Consider the following 19803-nt stretch of genomic DNA (forward strand, 5'->3'; position numbering starts at 1 on the left):
CGTCACATCGGGTTTTTTGATAAGTGAGGGTTAGGCATCGTACGGGTCGCGTAGCACGATGGTTTCGGCACGGTCAGGACCTGTTGAGATAATGTCAACGGGACACTCGATAAGCTGCTCAATGCGTTTGATATAGGCTTTGGCATTTTCAGGTAGCTTGTCATACTCTGTCACACCCACAGTGCTAGTTTTCCAACCTGGCAAAGTTTCGTAGATGGGTTTGACATTCTCGTAAAACTCCGCATCGCTAGAGCCGCAAACTTCCCCACTTGGCAACTCATAACCCGTGCAGATATTCAGCTGATCAAGGTCATCTAACACATCAAGCTTGGTCAAGCAGATACCAGATAGTGAGTTTAGTACCACAGCACGGCGTAGAATCGCCGCATCAAACCAACCACAACGACGGGCACGACCCGTGGTAGCACCAAATTCTTGACCCACAGTACCGATGTGCTCACCGATATCATCAAATAGCTCAGTTGGGAAAGGACCAGCACCCACGCGCGTGGTGTAAGCTTTGGTGATACCCAATACATAGTCAAAGTACAAGGGTCCAAGACCCGTGCCCGTCGCCACGCCGCCAGCGGTGGTGTTTGAGCTGGTAACGAAGGGATAAGTGCCGTGGTCAACGTCAAGCAACGTACCTTGCGCACCCTCAAACATTAAGTTCTTGCCTTCTTTGCATAGCTTGTCAAGCTCGCCCGTCACATCAGCCACCAAGTCTTTTAGCGCATCACGCCATTCTTCTGCCAACTTTAAGGTCGCATCAAAATCAACTGCGTCCACCCCATAATATTGGGTCAAGGCAAAGTTATGGAACTCAAGGTTAGTTTTTAGCTTATCGGCAAAGTCAGCCCGCAACAAGTCAGCAAAACGCAACGCACGGCGCGCTACTTTATCTTCGTAGGCAGGGCCGATACCACGACCGGTCGTACCAATTTTGTTGTTGCCACGTTTGATTTCACGGGCTTGGTCAAGCGCTACATGCTGTGGCATGATCAGTGGGCAGTTGGGTGAAATACGGAGGCGCTCACGCACAGGCACGCCTGCTTCAACCAGTGATTGCATTTCTTTTAGTAGCGCGTCTGGGGCTAGCACCACGCCATTACCGATGTAGCAAGTGACCCCTTCACGTAGAATACCCGATGGAATCAAATGTAATACGGTTTTTTTACCGCCAACGACTAAAGTGTGACCGGCATTATGACCGCCTTGATAGCGCGCCACCGCACTGGCTTTTTCAGTCAATAAGTCAACGATTTTGCCTTTACCCTCATCGCCCCACTGGCTACCAAGGACAACGACGTTTTTTCCCGTATGTTTCATGATAAGTCACCTTTTATCAAAGTAATTGCTAAAAACAAGTTTACAACAGCTTAAAAATTAATTTCCTGCCAAATGCTCTAAGTACCAAACCCCATTCGCTACTTGCAAGCGATGGGTAGTTTGCTCAGGTTCATCGGTTTCATCCAGCGCAATCATCACCCGATGCCCTTCTTGGCGTAGTGAGTCAATCGCTTGTTTGAGCGCTGGCGCATCAGGATGATTGGGTACATGTAAAATAGTTTGTACATGACTATAAGGCACCACGGTAAAAGGCTGCTCATGTACTTGGATATGATTTTGCCAACGGTTTAGCTCACAGCTAAACCCAACGCCGGAACGCACGGCATCGGTATTATCAACTTCATGATGAAAATGATTGCTAAAACGACCACCACGAATCAGCGGCAATGACTCATCTGCCACGTACACATTAAAGACAACGCCTGTATGATAGTGATATCCCAATCCTGTGACATCGACACTGACGTTGGCATCCCAGTGCTCTTCAAGATAGCTCACCAAATAAGTCAAATCAGACAAGGCTTTGGCAATGATAGCATCGTGTTTGGCTTGAGTTGATAGCCGTTCACTCAGTTTTTGCAAGTCATTACCTGCCTCGCCAAGCACATAAAAGTCGTTGGCAAGTTCGCCAAACTGGCTCATTTTACTGGTCAAAAGTTTCAGCTCGGGTAACGCTTTATTAGCATAGAGCTCAATTAGTTTTTCTTGCAGATGCGTAGGTACACTGGCAAGCTGGCAAAGCTGCTGAAAAATTGCCACATGCCCAATATCAATATGTGAGCGTGCAATCACATCTGTGCTATCTAACAAGGTAAATAGTACATCTAATAGCTCCACTTCACTGGCTAGTGAATCGGTACCAAAAATCTCAGCGCCCAATTGTAGCGGGGTACGCGAACCAAATAAGCCCTTTGGCATGGTATAGATTACATGCCCTGCATAACAATAGCGGGAAATTGATTTTGATGGGTTACTAGTGCCTTGATTATTGTGTAGACGCGCATCAATCCGCGCAATTTGTGGGGTGATATCTGCGCGTACCCCCATGAGCCGACCCGTTAGCTGATCAATGATTTTAAAAGTTTGTAATTTAACATCTTCAGACGCATAGCCGAGCAAGCTTTCGGTATATTCAATCATAGGCGGGCTAATAAATTCATAGCCATGGCTGATTAAAATACGGGTCAATTGATAACGCAGGGTTTCTTGCTTTACCGCTTCGGTTGATAGTAAATCGACAACCCCATCAGGTAATAGCCAAGTATTTTTTGTATTAAGATAAAAAGCAGACTGATTTGCCACATTTGTGGAATTTGATGCTAAATTTGACACAATAAATCCTAAGGATAATTAAATGATATATCACTAGACATGACAACAAGCGGCCATATGAAAACATAGACCATGAATTACCATGTAAAATCATAGAATAATCGATGAGAAGGGCTCTTACAAAAATAAAATAAGCAAAGAATAAAATAAGGGCACTTTTCCTTTTCATTGTATCATAGCTTCACTGGGCTTAGGCATTTTTTTATTGCCCAATTTTTTATGCTAAACTCCTATAAAATTTTATTGAAATTTATTTATTAAAACTTACACCCATGCAACCAGTATAGGGAAATCCAATTCACCCATGAAACTCTTTGTCTCAGCCACCTCCCCTTTCGCCCGTCTCGTGATGGTCGCCTGTTTACGCCAGCAAATCGATGCCGAGCTGATATTTGTCATGCCTTGGGAAAACCCACAAGAATTATTAGCAGTCAACCCTTTTAGCCAAGTCCCTGCGCTGCTCACCGATAATCAATTACTCATCACAGAAAGCAGTGTGATTTTGGCGCACCTGATGCCGCAAATTTTCGCTGATGAAAAATCTGCTGCTTTAATAAGCCTGAGCCTCGGCATTATCAATCAAACTGTTCGCGCCTTTGCCACCGAGCGCTTTCAGCCATCAATTGCTACCCCACATCCATTTATTGAGCGCTCAACCAGTCTATTGTCGAATTTACTGCCCGATGCACCACAGCTCGATGCACAAAGCGATACGTTAAGCCAAATCTTCTTTGGCATTGCCTTAGGATATTTAAAATTACGTTTGGCTGAGGTGTTTGACAAGGCAGTCACTGAGGCAAACAAAGCCGCACTCGAGCAATTTTACCAGCGAGATTTTATGCAAAAAACTCAGAGCACTGCTTTAGAAAAACTACCAACATCTATCTCTCAACTTTAGCCAATCATCGATATAACCCAATTAAAACGTAAAAAGAGCTCACTATGTCCTATCATCCAAAAGCTGAATTAAACCAAACCAATGTACGGGGTACCGCACTAGCGAGTTGCTGTTTTGACCCATTAACAGGTTATTATCGAAATGGTTTTTGTCATACCGGCGCTGGTGACGTCGGCTTACACACGGTTTGCGCCAAAATGACCCGAGAATTCTTAGAATTTTCTGTTGCCAAGGGCAATGATTTGGTGACGCCTTTACCCGAATTTGGTTTTCCAGGGCTGCAGCCCAATGATTTTTGGTGCGTGTGTGCTCTTCGCTGGGTGGAAGCATTGGATGCAGGGGTTGCGCCGCCGCTAAAGCTTGCCGCATGTCATGAGAGTCTCTTAGAGTTAGTAGATATAGCCACGTTGCAGCAGTACGCTATTTAAGACGATAGTGAAAAAATGACCGTTGCTAAGTCCATAGTTAACTAGATTCAACTAGGTTTTAGGGGATTGACACGTATAATTATCTTGAGATTGTCATTTTTCACTGTTATCATTATCCATCTAATTCTAGCCGTATGATTGCATTGTCAATGCATGACTTCTTTTTTTATTCGTTTAAAAAACACTGAGAATTACAAAATAGCAAGAACACACAGGCGAAGTGGCTTACTTTGATGTTTACTTGCTGTTTTGTGGTTGCTACCTTTTAGTACTTTGATAACGACTGGACACATTTATTCGATCTGATACAACTCTTTCAAATCGTGATAGCGAGGTTTTTGGTTATGACGCCACCCCACCAAAACAAAAATTTATCTGAACGCAGCGACGATTTATTAGAGCACCCCACTCAGATGACCCAGCACGTCACTCTGCCGTTAGCCTCAACCCTTAATCCGCCACATGATATGTCGTCGGATTCTTTTACCCTTGCCAACGCTGATGTCATGTATGATGAAATCGCTGATGAAGAACTCGATTTGCACGGTGATGATAGTTATATCTATGGCGAAGATTATGATGATGATGGCACTGTCGAAGTCTATGCACCTACCGATCTACCACCCCCTGAGTACAACCCTGAAGCTGAAATCACTGAAGATCGCTTTAAAGGGAAAAATGAGATTGCCAACTGCTTCGCCTACTCTCGTAAATCTGGGGAAAAAATCGGCGAGATTGAACTTGATGATGTGCGCCGCGAACTATCCAACAACAACGTATTTGTTTGGGTAGGACTGCACGACCCAAGTATCGAAACCATTCGAGAAGTTCAAGAGGCATTTGACTTGCACGAACTTGCCATCGAAGATGCTTTTGCTGAACATCAACGCGCCAAAGTTGAAAGCTATGGTAATGATAGCGTGTTCGTGGTGGTACGAACCGCCAAATTGACCGAAAACACCATTCGTTATGGCACTACGGCCATCTTTATGGGCAAGCAATATATCATCACTATTCGTCAAGGTGCCTCTCATAGCTACCAAAGTGTGCGAGATTTTTGTCATCGGCGACCAGAAAAATTGCGCCTTGGACCCATCTTTGTGCTGCACGCCATCCTAGACTTTATCGTTGATAACTACTTACCTATCACTGAAAAATTAGGACGTTATTTACGTGAGCAAGAACGGGAAATTTTCTCTGAAAACTTTAACAAGCACACACTGCGCAATTTGTATGAATTAAAATCACAGCTCGTACATATGCGTGCTGTCATCTTACCCGTACAAGATATCTGTAATTTTTTTATCAATCATAAAAAGACTGATTTAATTCCAAGTTTCCCTAGCCAAGCCAAACCGTATTTTCGCGACGTCAATGACCATCTACTGCGCGCGCTCGATGCGGTCAATGGACTCAACGAAATGCTCAGTGTTGCTATGGATACTTACATGGCAGTGGTAAATATGGGTCAGAATGAGGTGGTACGAAAACTTGCCGCTTGGGCAGGTATACTCGCGGTTCCGACTGCCGTCGCAGGGATTTATGGGATGAACTTTGACAATATGCCTGAACTAAAAATGCATTATGCCTACTATATTTTGTTGGCATTTATTTTGACCATTTGTTTCACGCTTTACTATCGCTTTAAAAAGGCAGGTTGGTTGTAAATTTACCGATAGAATTTTAATCATAGACTTTAACCATACATAAAAGCTTAACACCATCATCTGTTAAGCTTTTTTATTGCGCTATTAACTTGTCAATGACAAATAATTATCTACACATCAATTAAATTAAACAGCTCATCAATTTCTTCTTTCAAATGGTACATTTCGGTGTCATTCCATTTTTTGGATAAATGGCTGATGGGCAAAATCACACAGTGTAAATCGCGATAAGTAATGGCATTAAAAGTATTTCTCACGAGGGTTTTATTGGCTTCTCGTTCAAAATATTTAATTACATCAATATTTTGGGTAATGACTAAAACAGGTTTGAGAATACCATATAGCCAATCAAATAGATGGGTGTGTTTATGCTGAGGGCTTAATAAAGTCTTTTTCGGGGTGATAACACTATAAAGGTAAGTTTCAATCACATGATGATTTGAGATTTCATCAATCAAATTTTGCTGAAATATATGGTTGCGATTCCACTGTAAATCGTCATTGTAGCTAGCGATGTCATAATGCTCAGCAAACGATTCACGATCAAACCCTATGTCATCATGCCAAATATCGGCATCAAACACGTCTAAATTAACTTCTCGAGCCGGATTGTAGCCGACCATCATGATTTTGCAATTAAGGGGTGACCCTGAACAAATAAAGGGACGTACTTTCACATTGTCTAGTTGCTGCTCGCTAAGCCGCTGCTGCATCTCTGTACGGAATTTTTTTAAATCCATTTTCACAATTTATTCCCAAAAAATTTACTATCAATAAAATCCCATAATTTTTATTATATTACCTAGTAGCTATACAACAATCAATATCCTTTTAGCGATAATTAAGTCAGTGCTTAGCCAGTAAATAGCAGCAAATAAAAAAACCTCAAAAAATATGAGGTTTTTTATATTTATCGCTTGGTAGCTTATGATAGCTGCAATTACAATTTGCTAGTTAGTTCTGGCAAGACTGTAAAAATATCACCTTCTAGGAAATAATCAGCCACTTGAGAGATTGGCGCTTCTGGGTCATTGTTGATGGCAACGATAACTTTTGAATCTTTCATACCTGCCAAATGCTGAATGGCACCTGAGATACCTGCGGCAATATATAGGTTTGGCGCAACAATTTTACCCGTTTGACCCACTTGTAGGTCGTTTGGCACATAACCTGCGTCAACTGCCGCACGTGATGCACCCATCGCAGCGCCTAGTTTATCAGCCAGTGGCTCAATATATTTGGTGAAGTTTTCACCGCTTGCTAATGCACGACCACCCGATACAACAATTTCTGCAGCAGTTAATTCTGGACGATCAGATTTTGCCAACTCTTCACCGACAAATTTTGATTTGCCCGCATCTTCACCTGCGCTTACTTGTTCTATGCTGGCTGCGCCGCCTTCTGCTGCCGCTGCATCAAATGCAGTGGTACGAACCGTGATAACTTTTTTGCTTTCAGTATCTTTAACGGTTGCAATGGCATTGCCTGCGTAGATTGGACGCTCAAATGTCTCTGCATCAATCACAGCGGTTACATCAGTTAGCATATTTACGTCTAACAAAGCGGCAACGCGTGGTAAGAAGTTTTTACCTGTTGTTGTTGCTGGTACAACGATATGGCTATAATCACCTGCAAGCGATACCACTAGTTTAGCGACGTTTTCAGCCAGCTGATGTTCAAAAGCAGCATTACTTGCGCAAAGCACCTTTGATACCCCCGCTACTTTAGCGGCTTGTTCTGCCACGGCTTCACAGCCAAGACCTGCAACTAATACAACGATATCGCCACCGATTTTGCTTGCTGCCGTTACGGTGTTGAGTGTTGCTTTTTTCAGCTCTTTATTATCATGTTCTGCATATACTAAAATTGCCATGAGATTTTCCTTAATATTTGATAATCGCTATCGTTAAATGACGAATTAAATTGAAGGTAGTTAAATGATTAGATAACTTTAGCTTCGTTTCTTAATTTATCGACTAACTCGTCAACCGATTTAACTTTAACACCCGCTTTACGCTCTGAAGGTGGCGTTACTTTTACGATTTGAATGTTAGTAGCGGTAGAAACACCATAATCTTCTGGTTTTTTCTCTTCTAATGGTTTTTTCTTCGCTTTCATGATGTTAGGTAATTTGGCATAACGTGGTTCATTTAAACGTAAATCAGTGGTGATAACCGCAGGCAATGATAACTGAACGGTTTGTAAGCCACCATCGATTTCACGTGTTACGTTGACACTGCCACCGTCGACTTTTACTTGTGATGCAAAGGTTGCTTGACCCACATCTAGTAATGCCGCTAGCATTTGACCTGTTTGGTTGTTGTCATCATCAATCGCTTGTTTGCCTAGTAAAATGATGTCAGCAGCTTCAGCTTGTGCAATCGCTTTTAAAATTTTTGCGACTTGTAATGGACGTACAGTGTCGGTAGTTTCAACTAAAATACCACGATCTGCACCCAGTGCCATTGCACCACGGATTTGTTCTTGTGCTTCTTTTGGTCCGATAGATACAACAACAATTTCAGAGACCACGCCCGCTTCTTGTAGGCGTACAGCTTCTTCCACAGCAATCTCATCAAATGGGTTTACAGACATTTTAACATTGGTTAAGTCAACACCAGTGTTGTCCGCTTTTACACGAACTTTTACGTTATAGTCAACTACACGTTTAACAGCAACTAATGCTTTCATACGTTCCTCGTTTGTTATATGAATTAAAAAAGGAGGATAAATCCAAGTATCCCCAGTCATGATAAAATGAACACCCTATTCTTGTTAACTTAAACTAGCTTGGTGAGCTAACTTAGCAAGCTAAAAAGAATAGTTATACTGTGAATACTCACAATACCCATTATCTTCGTTAATAATATATGTTGCGATAACTTACCCAACAAATCAAGAAAATCCTATGAATTTTAAGTCATAAAAAAATAGTTGGAAAACATCAAAAATTCTTGAATTTTTCGAATATATCATAACTAAAATAATTAGGGAAATTTTTTAACTAAATATTCAACATAAAATGTCTTGTGCTTGATATAAATATTAAACACAAAACAAACACGCAAAAAAAAACAACCTATCGTCTGGTTGTTTTTCTTTATTGCAAGCTAATTAAGATAAGCAGTTAATAAACAAACAATTAAGCTTGTAGTTATTATTATTGTGCTTCGATTTGTTCGGCTTGTGGGCCTTTTTGACCTTGGCTCAATACGAAGCTCACACGTTGACCTTCTTTAAGTGTTTTAAAACCTGAACCTTGGATTGCACTGTAATGAGCAAAAACGTCTTGACCGCCATTATCTTGAGCGATGAAGCCGAAACCTTTGCTCTCATTGAACCATTTTACAGTACCAGTAGCTTTATCTGACATAAAAAATCCTACATTAAAAATTAACTATGTTATCTATAACGCTTGCAATTACTTAGGTAAATACAGGGTGTTATAAATTGTCATCGCCAAAAATTTGTTAAGTGTATTTTAGCGAATAATGACAGTATAGCCTAGTTTTAGCGTTTCACCTACTATTTTTTGAACTTTTTACCACAAAGTTACAATTAAAAAGGGATTTAAATTGACTTTATTAAGCTAGATTAAAGGCGATAACACCGTTCATCAACATATTGATAAATATCGCAATACTGGTCACCGTAATCACCAGTGAAAATGATAGGCTGTAGTCCATATATTTGATAGGCATACTCATATCATCGACATCTTTAATATCGCCCGCCTGATCTTTGAGTAGATAAAATCCATAAATCCAACCAAATATGCTATACAAAATATAGGCAAATGGCACGACTTTGGCAATGCTACTAAATCCGCCATAATATACGGCGACCACAGATACCATAAGCCACACAGTTTCTAATATGGAGCTCACGCTAAATAACGTCGATTGCGGCAATTTTCCTAAATTTTTTTTCAAAACTATAGATTCATACGCAATCAGTAAGGCGACAATTAAAGTACCGACCAGATAAATTGCTTGCCAATTTAAAGTATAGCCATCCCCCATCAGGTAATTCAAAGGATTTGCCAATGCAGGCAAAGAACTCATACCGCTAAAAGTGTTTAAAAAAGTTGCAGTCGACAACTGCCAAACAGACGCTATATTCAAAACAAATCTCATAAACTTTATATCGATACCCATTATTTTATACTAAAAAACCCTGTCCATGTAACTTTACACAGCGCAGGGTTATTGTCATTTTATTGTTTTTACCAATTGGGTATGATGCCATTGTTAAAACTAACTGATGGTAAAACTAGTTTTTCTCTTTGTCGATGATTTTGCTTGAGGTAATCCAAGGCATCATACCGCGAAGTTTGGCACCTGTTTTTTCGATTTCGTGCTCAGCGGTTTGACGGCGGCGCGCTGTCATTGATGGGTAATTTGACATACCTTCAGCGATAAACATTTTTGCATATTCGCCTGATTGGATACGTTTTAGGGCATTACGCATCGCTTCACGTGATTGGTCATTAATAACTTCTAGACCTGTCACGTATTCACCGTATTCTGCGTTGTTACTGATTGAGTAGTTCATATCAGCAATACCGCCTTGGTACATCAAGTCTACAATCAATTTTAATTCGTGTAGACATTCAAAGTAAGCCATTTCTGGGGCATAACCTGCTTCAACCAAGGTTTCAAAGCCCATTTTGACCAGTTCAACCGCACCACCACACAGTACCGCTTGCTCACCAAATAGGTCAGTTTCAGTTTCGTCTTTGAACGTTGTTTCGATGATACCTGAACGACCACCGCCGACGCCCATCGCGTAAGATAACGCCACTTGTTTGGCTTGACCAGACGCATCTTGGTAAACGGCGATTAAGTCAGGAATACCGCCGCCTGTGGCAAATTCGTTACGCACGGTATGACCCGGTGCTTTGGGCGCAATCATGATGACGTCTAGGTCTTTACGTGGTACCACTTGGTTGTAATGGATAGAGAAACCATGGGCAAATGCAAGCGTAGCGCCTTGTTTGATGTTTGGCTCAATCACGTCATTGTAAAGTTGTTTTTGGAATTCATCAGGGGTCAAAATCATGACTAAGTCAGCTTGCTTGACTGCTTCTTCTACTTCAGCCACTTTTAGGCCGGCATTTTCTGCTTTTTTCCAAGATGATGAATCTTTGCGCAGGCCAACTGTGACATCAACACCGCTGTCTTTTAGGTTCAATGCGTGGGCGTGACCTTGTGATCCGTAACCGATAATCGCAACTTTTTTGCCTTGGATGATTGATAGATCACAATCTTTATCATAAAAAATGTTCATAACTATTTCCTTGTGTAAAAAACAACTACTATTAAAAGGTTGGTAAATTTAGACGCTGAGGATTTTTTCACCCCGAGCGATACCAATAACACCAGAACGTACGACCTCTAAAATGCGTTCACGTCCCATCAATTCGATAAAGCCGTCCAATTTTGCGGTGTCACCGACAATTTGAATGGTATAGACATTGGGCGTGATATCAACAATACTTGCACGGAAGATATCCGCACAGCGCTTCACTTCTTCGCGGTTGCTACCCGTGGCACGTACTTTGATCAGCATGAGTTCGCGCTCAATATGTACACTATCGGTCAGCGTGGTTACTTTAACGATTTCAATCAGCTTGTGCAACTGTTTGGTCACTTGCTCAATCTTATTTTGATCGGTATCTGTGGTCAAGGTCAAACGCGATAAAGTCGGGTCATCGGTTGGGGCAACGTTCAGTGTCTCGATGTTGTAGCCACGTTGTGAAAATAAGCCAACCACACGAGACAGTGACCCTGATTCATTTTCCATTAAGACAGAAATTAAATGTTTCATTAGGTACGCTCCCCTTTGGCTAACCACATATCACGCATTGACTGACCTGCTAATTGCATTGGATAAACATGCTCATTTTTATCGACGAGTACATCGATAAATACCAGTCGATCTTTGAGTGATAAGGCATAAGCAAGTTGTTCATCAAGTTTGGCTGGATCAGTGATTTGGATACCAACATGACCGTAAGCTTCTGCAAGTTTGACAAAATCTGGCAATGAATCCATATAAGAGTGCGAATGGCGACCTTCATAAATCATGTCTTGCCATTGTTTGACCATACCCAACTGGGCGTTGTTAAGATTTAAAATCTTCACGGGTAAGTTATATTGTAGGCAAGTTGATAGCTCTTGGATATTCATCTGAATTGAGCCTTCACCAGTGATACAGACCACATCACGCTCTGGGTTAGCAAGTTTGGCTGCCATTGCATAAGGCAACCCTACCCCCATGGTGCCTAAACCACCTGAGTTTAACCATTGACGCGGCTCATCGTATTTATAGTATAGGGCGGCAAACATTTGGTGCTGACCCACATCAGATGTGATGATAGCTTTACCATGCGTTAACTCATATAAGCGCTCAACAACGTGCTGTGGTTTCATGCCATTGCTATCGTCTTTGTCATAGCGTAGACCATGACGTTTACGCCATTCATTGATTTGTGCCCACCAATCATTTAACGCGGCTTGGTCAAGCTGTGCGTTGTTTTCTGTTAATACAGCGAGCATATCGCTTAGCACATTTTTTACATCACCGACGATCGGGATATGTGCGTTGATGGTTTTTGAGATTGATGCAGGGTCGATATCAATATGGATAATTTTAGCGTTTGGACAGAATTTTTGCGTATTGTTGGTCACACGGTCATCAAAACGCGCACCGACAGCCAAAATCACATCTGAATTGTGCATGGTCATATTGGCTTCATACGTCCCATGCATCCCAAGCATACCTAAAAACTGTCTATCCGACCCTGGATAAGCGCCCAATCCCATCAAAGTATTGGTCACCGGCAAATTAAGTAAACGGGCTAATGCGGTTAATTCTGCACTTGCGTTTGACGCAATCACGCCACCCCCTGAATATAGAACAGGGCGTTTGGCAGCAATTAAGGTTTCGATGGCTTTACGAATTTGTCCTGAATGACCGCGAACCGATGGTTGGTAAGAACGCATACTGACCGACTCAGGGAAATGATAAGGGAATTTTTCATTAGGCGCAGTTTTATCTTTGGGTACATCAATCACCACAGGGCCTGGGCGACCAGAGCTTGCAATATAAAATGCTTTACGCACGATTCCTGGGATTTCGCTGGCATGACGTACTTGAAAACTGTGTTTGACGACCGGACGTGACACACCAATCATATCAGTTTCTTGGAACGCATCATCACCGATGAGGCTTGAAGGCACCTGACCTGAGATGATAACCATCGGAATGGAATCCATAAACGCGGTAGCGATGGCGGTAACCGTATTGGTGGCGCCAGGACCTGATGTCGCCAATACTACCCCGGTTTGACCTGTCACACGGGAATAAGCATCTGCCATATGACCCGCTGCTTGTTCGTGACGCACGAGGATGTGCTCAATGCTATCTTGTTTGAACAAAGCATCATAAATATGCAACACGGCGCCGCCTGGATAGCCAAAAATGTATTCAACACCTTCGTCAATTAGCGCTTGCACCAACATTTCTGCACCAGACATCATGACAGGTTCACCTGCTGAGGCTTTGGCAGTTTTTTTGTCAAAATTGGGTGCAGCGTGAGCCGTTTGGTTTTCTCCCGTCATATTGGGAGCTTGGGTAGTTTGAGTCACTGTCATCACCTTTTATGGTCGTCTTCAAAAATGATACTGGGAAGTTGTTTTAGATAAAAATTGCTAAATGATTAGCAAGAATCTTCAACACTGCCATAAGGTAACAGTGAACAAATCAGACGAGGGCAAAAAGCATGATAACCAAAAAAGAAAGCATCACTAAAATTACGTAATGTATAAATTGATGGCTACTTTTTGTCTTTGTTGACCGATAAGTCAGGGTTGTTAGATTCTTTTGTTTAGATTCATAAACAACAACAACGGTAAAAAATGCTCTCATCCAATTGTAGAGCCTAATTAGCGGATAGCGCCAATTAGCTTAGATTTTACCAATTAGTAACCAACGATAATTGTTACTAACGACCAGTAGAGGACTTATGATGTGAGTTTTTTTAACACTTGTCAATAAAAAAAAGCTACTAAGATTCATAACTTTTAGTTATAGATAAATAAATCCGTTTTAATGCTTGGTTTTAAGGCTTGGTTTTAAAATTTGATAAACTTTAAAATCTCAGACTGATTGAGCCAGTTGTTTTTAGAAAATTACCTTTAGGAAATTAAACGATTATCTTGTCGAAATTTACTGCTAAAAGCTATCAAGCTGTGATAGGCTATCGCATAATTTTCTCGTTTCTTGCACAGGAAAAACAATGTTAAAGCCACTGTTTTTGTTATCACTCATGTTATCACCATTCGTTATGGCGAGTTCAAATGCAGCAACTTATTACAAGTGGACTGACAAAAATGGTGTGCCGCATTATAGCCAATATGCGCCGACCAATGGTGTTAATTTGCGACAAGTGCAAGTGGTTAATACCCGTGAACTTGGACCTAGTAGTCGTGCACCTGCAAGCGCTGGCAATAGCACAGGTGCTGCATCAGGTGTATCACCAACGCTGACAGCCGATCAAAAACGCGCTGCTGAACTTGAAGCACAAAATCAGCAACTCAAAAAACAGCAAGATGCTGAGCGCTGTAAATCATTACAAAATACCCTTGCCAACTTAAACCAAGGCGGGCGCGTCTATGAGATGGATAATAAAGGTGAACGTAAATACCTAGATGGTCGTGAAATTGAGCTACGCCGTCAGCAAGTCGCGCAAACAGTGAGCCAATACTGTAAATAACTTTGCATGCTATATGACTTTAGCATTCAATTAAAATTAAAGGTGTGTAAAGGTTAAAGGTGAGTGAATTCTCACCTTTTTTCTATTGTACCTTCTTAACCTGCCGTGATTTTAATCTTGCGTGATTTGATGGATGATGTCACCGATTGCCGATGCCATGTGATTGGCTTGCAACGCATATTCACCCATTTTTTCTGCTAAGGTATCACCTGCTTTGGCATGTATAAGCACGGCGGTTAGCATGGGTGCGGCAATTGCTTGCCCCAATAAGCCCGCCATCAGACCTGCCAAGCAGTCGCCCATGCCAGCCGTTGCCATACCGGCATTGCCCAAGCCGCAAATATCAATACAGTCTCTTTCAAAACTATCTCGTTCAAGTACAATCGTTTGTGCACCTTTGATGAGCCAATTGCCCCCATATTGGTGAGCTAACGCCCGAATCGCGCTGATTTTGTCTCGATCGATGTCAGCATAGGGTTGATTGAGCAAACATCCTGCTTCCGCTGAATGCGGCGTTAGATAAAAACGTTGGTTTGACTGTCCCAATCGTGGTTGAATTGGAGCATTTAAACCGTCACTCGTGCCTGCCCAATCTGCCAAATGGTATAAACCATCAGCGTCAATGACACATAACTTCTCTGATTGTTTGATCGCCGTAAGATACTGGTTAAATAACTCAAGCGTTACTTTATCCCTACCCAAACCCATGCCGATGGCAACCACATCCACCGCGTTAATCAGCTCGATGACGCTAGCGATATTGTTTAAATCCGCGGTCATGGCATTGGGCAAAGCGGTGATAATAGCTGAATGAAAATCACGATGACAAGCAACGGTGACTTTGCCTGCACCATTGCTCAATGCTGCACTGGCGGCCAATATCGCCGCCCCTGCCATGCCATGCCCATCCTGTAACCGATTGCCACCGATGATGAGTACATGACCGTACGTACCTTTATGGCTCACCTGTTGGCGTGGTGGTAAGTTAGGTAGCTTCGTGTGTAACAAGATGCCTGATTGCTCAACAGGCAGCAAAGGCACATCAATCACAGTGCCAACATAATCTTTACTATCCCCGATATGCAGTCCGACCTTTCGCCCGATTAAACAAAGTGTCGTGTCTGCCTTAATAGCCGTATCATCACACACTTCGCCCGTAGCGGCATTTAGTCCGCTGGGTACATCGATGCTGATGACTTGACAAGCGTGAACTTGCTTGCGGTATTGATTAATCCAATTGATGATTGTCTGATAATCACCGCTAGGCTTGCCATCGAGTCCAATCCCCAATAACCCATCAATCACCACATCATACTGATAGCTTAAACCAAGCTCATAGAATGGCTGTAAAAATGCCGTCAACGTCAGATATTTTGCCGCATTTGCACAGTTTGACTGGTATAGGTGCTTTGCTGTTTGGCTATCGAGGGTGTTAGGCGCTGCGACTTGTACTACGGTAACTGACCAATGTGGGCAAAGCTTGTTCACATAATGCGCCACCAACCAAGCATCGCCGCCATTATTACCCGCGCCTGCCACTACCAATACCGATTTTTGATGGTGACTGCTTTTTTGATGGTGACTGCCTTTTTGATTGCTACTTTCCTGCTTGATGATGTGTGCAAGTTGCCATGCAGCTTGTTGCATTAAGGCAAAACTGTCATTTTTGCTAAACCAGTTTTTTTCAATGTCATAAATTTGTTTGGGGCTATATAAGGCAATGGCGTTCTGCATCACAGTATTTTTATCCGTCTGTGCATTATTTTGCATAAGATGATCCAATGATGTGGTAGGTGTTTATTTTGCTATAATAGCATTTTAATTTTATCTGGTTGTTGGCATGTTGGACACTACAAACGAAATCAATGCACTCAAGGGCTGGATAAAGGCGCAAGCCAAGGCGTTGGGGTTTGCTGATTGTGGCTTTGTCCATCCAACCAATCCCATCTTTGTAAAACAGCTTGATGCCTTGCAAACCTGGCTAGCACAAGGTAAACATGGGGATATGCTGTTTTTTGAAGACAATCATGATAAACGTGCTAACCCTGCCCTGTTAGTTGACAGGACGCAAAGTATCATTAGCGTGCGTTTAGATTATCTGGTCACGCCGCCGCCCAAACGCAGTGTACCAGACAACGAGCGCCCCAACTCAGCGATTATTGCCCGCTATGCTCGAGGACGTGATTATCATAAAACCATGCGAGGGTTACTAAAAACCCTAGCCAGACTGATTCAAGACAAACTAACCACCGATTATCCGCAATATGCCAACGACTTTGTGTTTCGTCCCTTTAGCGACTCCGCGCCTATATTTGAGCGCGCGTTGGCTGAGCAAGCAGGTTTGGGCTGGACAGGCAAACACACCTTGCTGATTCACCCACAAGCGGGGTCATTTTTTGTATTGGGGGAATTATTCACCAGTTTGCCTTTGGCAGAGGATAACAAGCAAATCAAAACTGTGTCATCGCATTGTGGCAGTTGCCGTGCTTGTATTCATGTGTGCCCGACCCATGCCATCCGCAAAACACCCACCGGGCATTATGATGTCGATGCACGGCTGTGTATTTCGTATTTAACCATTGAATTAGATGGCAAAATCCCTGTAGAACTTCGCCCCAAAATCGGCAATCGCATTTTTGGCTGTGATGATTGTCAGTTGATTTGTCCTTGGAATAAATTTGCCAAATTAGCGACGATTGAGGATTTTAATCCGCGTCACCGTTTAGATGAGGTGTCACTGCTTGAATTATGGGCATGGGATGCACAGGATTTTTTGACAAAAACTGAAGGCTCGCCGATTCGCCGCACGGGCTACGACAACTTTATGCGCAATGTGGCGGTAGCCTTGGGCAATGCACCATTTAGCCAAGCAATTATTGACAAATTGCAACAAAAACGCCCCATGCTAAGCGAAAACACACAAGAACATATTGATTGGGCGATCCAGCAACAACTTAATAAAAGTTAAAATGACGAGTTGGGTTGTTGCAAAAAGGCGATTTCCTCATCACTGGATTGTCTGCCCAAAATCGCATTGCGGTGCGGATAACGCCCAAATCTTTCAATAATGGCTTGATGCTTATATTCAAACGCTAATGTATTGTCACTGGCGTATTTTTTAAATAATGGCAACGCCTGCTGATGAATGTTTGCCGATTCCGCATGCATAAAAGGCATTAAAGCAAAATTGCGTTCGTCTTGATTTAACTTGTCAAAATCTGGCTGTTTGACGATTTCTTGCGCCAATACTAACGCCATGCCATCTTGGGCAAAAGCCTGTGAAGAATCTCGAAAAATATTGCGTGAAAACTGGTCCAATACAATGATTTCTGCCAATCGCCCTTTTGTACTGGCTCGCCAATCCCCTAACTCGCCTCGTTTGGCTTGCTCAAGTGTGGCTAAAAATTTAGCCGTTACAGTTTTATCAAAATCCTCATCTTTGGCAAACCAAAATGGCTTAGTATTTTCCTGCAACCAAAAATCTAATACCTTTTTAGCGTCCGCTGATAAGGGTTGCGCTGCTACCTGTGATTGATTGGTCATTTGCTTTCCTTTTGTAGAGTAATTATAGTGACTTGTTGGGTAATGATAGTGACAAATTTTGCTAAACAAGCGCGATTTACCTATAATGTGGCACAAATTTAGATTGAGAACAACCATGTATCCTTTTTTACGACTGGGCACCCATGCCATTAAAAGCGCGATTAAACAAAAGCAAGGTCATTCGCTTCAATTAACCGATACCAGCGAAATCACCTTGACCGCTAATATCAACGACATTGATAATTTTTTTGAAATGAACAACGGGCGTATCTTTACGCTGTTTGATTTGGGGCGAAACGATCTTGCCATTCGCTCAGGGCTTGCCAAAAAATTATTCAAGCATCGCTGGGGGCTGGTGGTCGCTGGTAGCACCATCCAATATCGTAAGCGTGTTCGTTTATTTGATAAGGTCACCATCAAAACCCGATTGATAGCTGTTGATGAGCGCTGGTTTTATATCGAGCAAAGCATGTGGGTCAAAGGTCAGCCGACTTGCTCTGCGCTGCTGCGCACTGGTATCACCAACATCGTGACAGGCAAGGTTTTGCCAACTAAGCAAGTACTCAGCGCATTGGATTATAAAGATATCAATATGCCACCTGATGACTGGGTCAAAGCTTGGTCAGATGCCGATAAAATCCGCCCATTTCCTAAAGCCAATGTCCACCTTACCAAAGATTCTGCTATCACCGAGTAACCCATAAATGCCTTTAACTTTAGATGACTTTGATTATCAACTGCCCGATGAACTCATTGCCCGCTATCCGTTAGCGGTGCGCTCCGCCTCTCGATTGCTGTATTTGCCTGCCCATGGTCAACCCAAAGACCAACAATTTGTGGATTTGCCAGAGTTGTTAAATAGTGGTGACTTGGTGGTGTTTAATGACACCAAGGTCATGAAAGCAAGGCTGTTTGGGCAAAAAGCCAGTGGCGGCGCGGTCGAAGTATTGGTCGAGCGTATTTTGCCCGATGATGCTACTAGCAGCCAAAAGCACACCGCTTTGTGTCATGTACGCGCCAGCCGCAGCCCAAAAGAGGGGCAAACGTTGAGCCTTGCCGATGGTAACATCCATGCCACGGTCATGGGGCGTGAAGACAATTTATTTTTGCTAGAATTTGACCAACCGATATTGCCTGTGCTTGAGCACTATGGCGAACTGCCGATTCCGCCCTATTTTGAGCGCCATGCCGATGACAATGACGAAACCCGCTATCAAACGGTATTCCATGACCCAACCAAACTTGCCAGCGTAGCCGCACCGACCGCAAGCCTGCATTTTGACGACAATGTATTGGCTGCATTCAAGTCCAAGGGCATCAATACCGCCTTTGTCACCTTGCATGTCGGTGCAGGCACATTTGCCCCTGTTAAGACAGAGGATATTTTGCGCCATAAAATGCACTCAGAATATGCCGAGTTGCCCCAAGCGACTGCCGATTTGATTAACCAAACCAAAGCCCGTGGCGGGCAAGTGATTGCAGTCGGTACCACTGTGACACGGGTATTAGAAACGGCGTTTCAAAAAACCACCAATTTTGAAAACCCAATGCTATCGGCTTGGTCAGGTGACACCGATATTTTTATTTATCCGTCATTTAGGTTTGGGGTGATTGATAAGCTCATCACCAATTTTCATTTGCCAAAATCCACGCTATTGATGCTGGTGTCAGCGTTTGCAGGCAGTGAGCCCATCAAACAGGCTTATCAGCACGCCATCGAGCAACGATATCGTTTCTTTAGTTACGGTGATGCGATGTTGTTGGATAAAGTGGTATAATTTCAACCTTTTATGATTTTAACCTTTT

At 42.7% G+C, this 19803-nt stretch carries 19 protein-coding genes; 7 read left to right on the plus strand and 12 right to left on the minus strand.

Translation table 11 applies throughout. The annotated features are described in order from the left end of the window. Positions 1–30: 30 nt before the first annotated feature. On the minus strand, positions 31–1329 hold the full coding sequence (locus RTJ53_RS02665; protein ID WP_312275724.1) for an adenylosuccinate synthase: 1299 nt from the start codon (positions 1327–1329) through the stop codon (positions 31–33). 57 nt (positions 1330–1386) lie between these two features. Further along, complete coding sequence (locus tag RTJ53_RS02670; RefSeq protein ID WP_312275725.1) at positions 1387–2682, minus strand: ATP phosphoribosyltransferase regulatory subunit; 1296 nt, start codon at positions 2680–2682, stop codon at positions 1387–1389. A 304-nt stretch (positions 2683–2986) separates the two neighbouring features. Between RTJ53_RS02670 and RTJ53_RS02675 the strand changes: the two genes are divergently transcribed. The 3 genes from RTJ53_RS02675 (at position 2987) to corA (ending at position 5675) form a co-directional block, all read left to right on the plus strand. Then, positions 2987–3580, plus strand: a complete 594-nt coding sequence (locus RTJ53_RS02675) for a glutathione S-transferase N-terminal domain-containing protein (protein WP_312275726.1) — start codon at positions 2987–2989, stop codon at positions 3578–3580. Between the two features lie 44 nt (positions 3581–3624). Continuing rightward, complete coding sequence (locus RTJ53_RS02680) at positions 3625–4008, plus strand: DUF2237 family protein (RefSeq protein ID WP_312275727.1); 384 nt, start codon at positions 3625–3627, stop codon at positions 4006–4008. A gap of 506 nt (positions 4009–4514) precedes the next feature. After that, a complete protein-coding gene (corA, locus tag RTJ53_RS02685; RefSeq protein WP_312275918.1) occupies positions 4515–5675 on the plus strand; it encodes a magnesium/cobalt transporter CorA in 1161 nt (386 codons plus the stop codon). A gap of 110 nt (positions 5676–5785) precedes the next feature. Here the strand turns inward: corA and RTJ53_RS02690 are convergent, their stop codons facing one another. From RTJ53_RS02690 to RTJ53_RS02725, 8 genes are all read right to left on the minus strand, one after another. Then, positions 5786–6421: a hypothetical protein gene (locus RTJ53_RS02690; protein WP_312275728.1), complete on the minus strand. Its 636-nt coding sequence runs from the start codon at positions 6419–6421 to the stop codon at positions 5786–5788. A 194-nt stretch (positions 6422–6615) separates the two neighbouring features. Then, positions 6616–7548 (minus strand): electron transfer flavoprotein subunit alpha/FixB family protein, encoded by a 933-nt coding sequence (locus tag RTJ53_RS02695; RefSeq protein ID WP_050324358.1) that lies wholly within the window; start codon positions 7546–7548, stop codon positions 6616–6618. Positions 7549–7616: 68 nt separating this feature from the next. Next, on the minus strand, positions 7617–8366 hold the full coding sequence (locus RTJ53_RS02700) for an electron transfer flavoprotein subunit beta/FixA family protein (protein ID WP_312275729.1): 750 nt from the start codon (positions 8364–8366) through the stop codon (positions 7617–7619). A 469-nt stretch (positions 8367–8835) separates the two neighbouring features. Then, positions 8836–9048: a cold-shock protein gene (locus tag RTJ53_RS02705; RefSeq protein ID WP_007116781.1), complete on the minus strand. Its 213-nt coding sequence runs from the start codon at positions 9046–9048 to the stop codon at positions 8836–8838. A 211-nt stretch (positions 9049–9259) separates the two neighbouring features. Further along, positions 9260–9739, minus strand: coding sequence for a hypothetical protein (locus tag RTJ53_RS02710; RefSeq protein WP_312275730.1), 480 nt, complete (start codon positions 9737–9739; stop codon positions 9260–9262). Positions 9740–9947: 208 nt separating this feature from the next. Continuing rightward, entirely contained in the window at positions 9948–10964 is a 1017-nt protein-coding gene (gene ilvC / locus RTJ53_RS02715; RefSeq protein ID WP_065252581.1) for a ketol-acid reductoisomerase, read from the minus strand. A gap of 48 nt (positions 10965–11012) precedes the next feature. Next, positions 11013–11504: an acetolactate synthase small subunit gene (ilvN, locus tag RTJ53_RS02720; protein ID WP_007116784.1), complete on the minus strand. Its 492-nt coding sequence runs from the start codon at positions 11502–11504 to the stop codon at positions 11013–11015. After that, entirely contained in the window at positions 11504–13219 is a 1716-nt protein-coding gene (locus tag RTJ53_RS02725; protein WP_312275919.1) for an acetolactate synthase 3 large subunit, read from the minus strand. Before RTJ53_RS02725 ends, ilvN begins: the two co-directional genes overlap by 1 nt. An 806-nt stretch (positions 13220–14025) precedes the next feature. Here RTJ53_RS02725 and RTJ53_RS02730 point away from each other — a divergent pair. Continuing rightward, positions 14026–14454: a DUF4124 domain-containing protein gene (locus RTJ53_RS02730; protein ID WP_312275731.1), complete on the plus strand. Its 429-nt coding sequence runs from the start codon at positions 14026–14028 to the stop codon at positions 14452–14454. 111 nt (positions 14455–14565) lie between these two features. On the opposite strand, the gene RTJ53_RS02735 is transcribed toward RTJ53_RS02730, so the two are convergent. Further along, positions 14566–16224, minus strand: a complete 1659-nt coding sequence (locus tag RTJ53_RS02735) for an NAD(P)H-hydrate dehydratase (RefSeq protein WP_312275732.1) — start codon at positions 16222–16224, stop codon at positions 14566–14568. A gap of 70 nt (positions 16225–16294) precedes the next feature. Here RTJ53_RS02735 and queG point away from each other — a divergent pair, with 70 nt between their 5' ends. Continuing rightward, complete coding sequence (gene queG / locus RTJ53_RS02740; protein ID WP_312275733.1) at positions 16295–17422, plus strand: tRNA epoxyqueuosine(34) reductase QueG; 1128 nt, start codon at positions 16295–16297, stop codon at positions 17420–17422. Here queG and RTJ53_RS02745 read toward each other — a convergent pair. Further along, entirely contained in the window at positions 17419–17997 is a 579-nt protein-coding gene (locus RTJ53_RS02745; RefSeq protein ID WP_312275734.1) for a DUF924 family protein, read from the minus strand. The two genes, queG and RTJ53_RS02745, sit on opposite strands and share 4 nt — an antisense overlap. Before the next feature lie 115 nt (positions 17998–18112). On the opposite strand from RTJ53_RS02745, the gene RTJ53_RS02750 reads away from it, so the two are divergent. Next, positions 18113–18694: an acyl-CoA thioesterase gene (locus RTJ53_RS02750; protein WP_201664270.1), complete on the plus strand. Its 582-nt coding sequence runs from the start codon at positions 18113–18115 to the stop codon at positions 18692–18694. Positions 18695–18701: 7 nt separating this feature from the next. Continuing rightward, complete coding sequence (queA, locus tag RTJ53_RS02755; protein WP_312275735.1) at positions 18702–19775, plus strand: tRNA preQ1(34) S-adenosylmethionine ribosyltransferase-isomerase QueA; 1074 nt, start codon at positions 18702–18704, stop codon at positions 19773–19775. The last annotated feature ends 28 nt before the right edge of the window (positions 19776–19803 follow it).

This window comes from Moraxella sp. CTOTU46711 (genome assembly GCF_031975715.1).
GTDB lineage: Bacteria > Pseudomonadota > Gammaproteobacteria > Pseudomonadales > Moraxellaceae > Faucicola.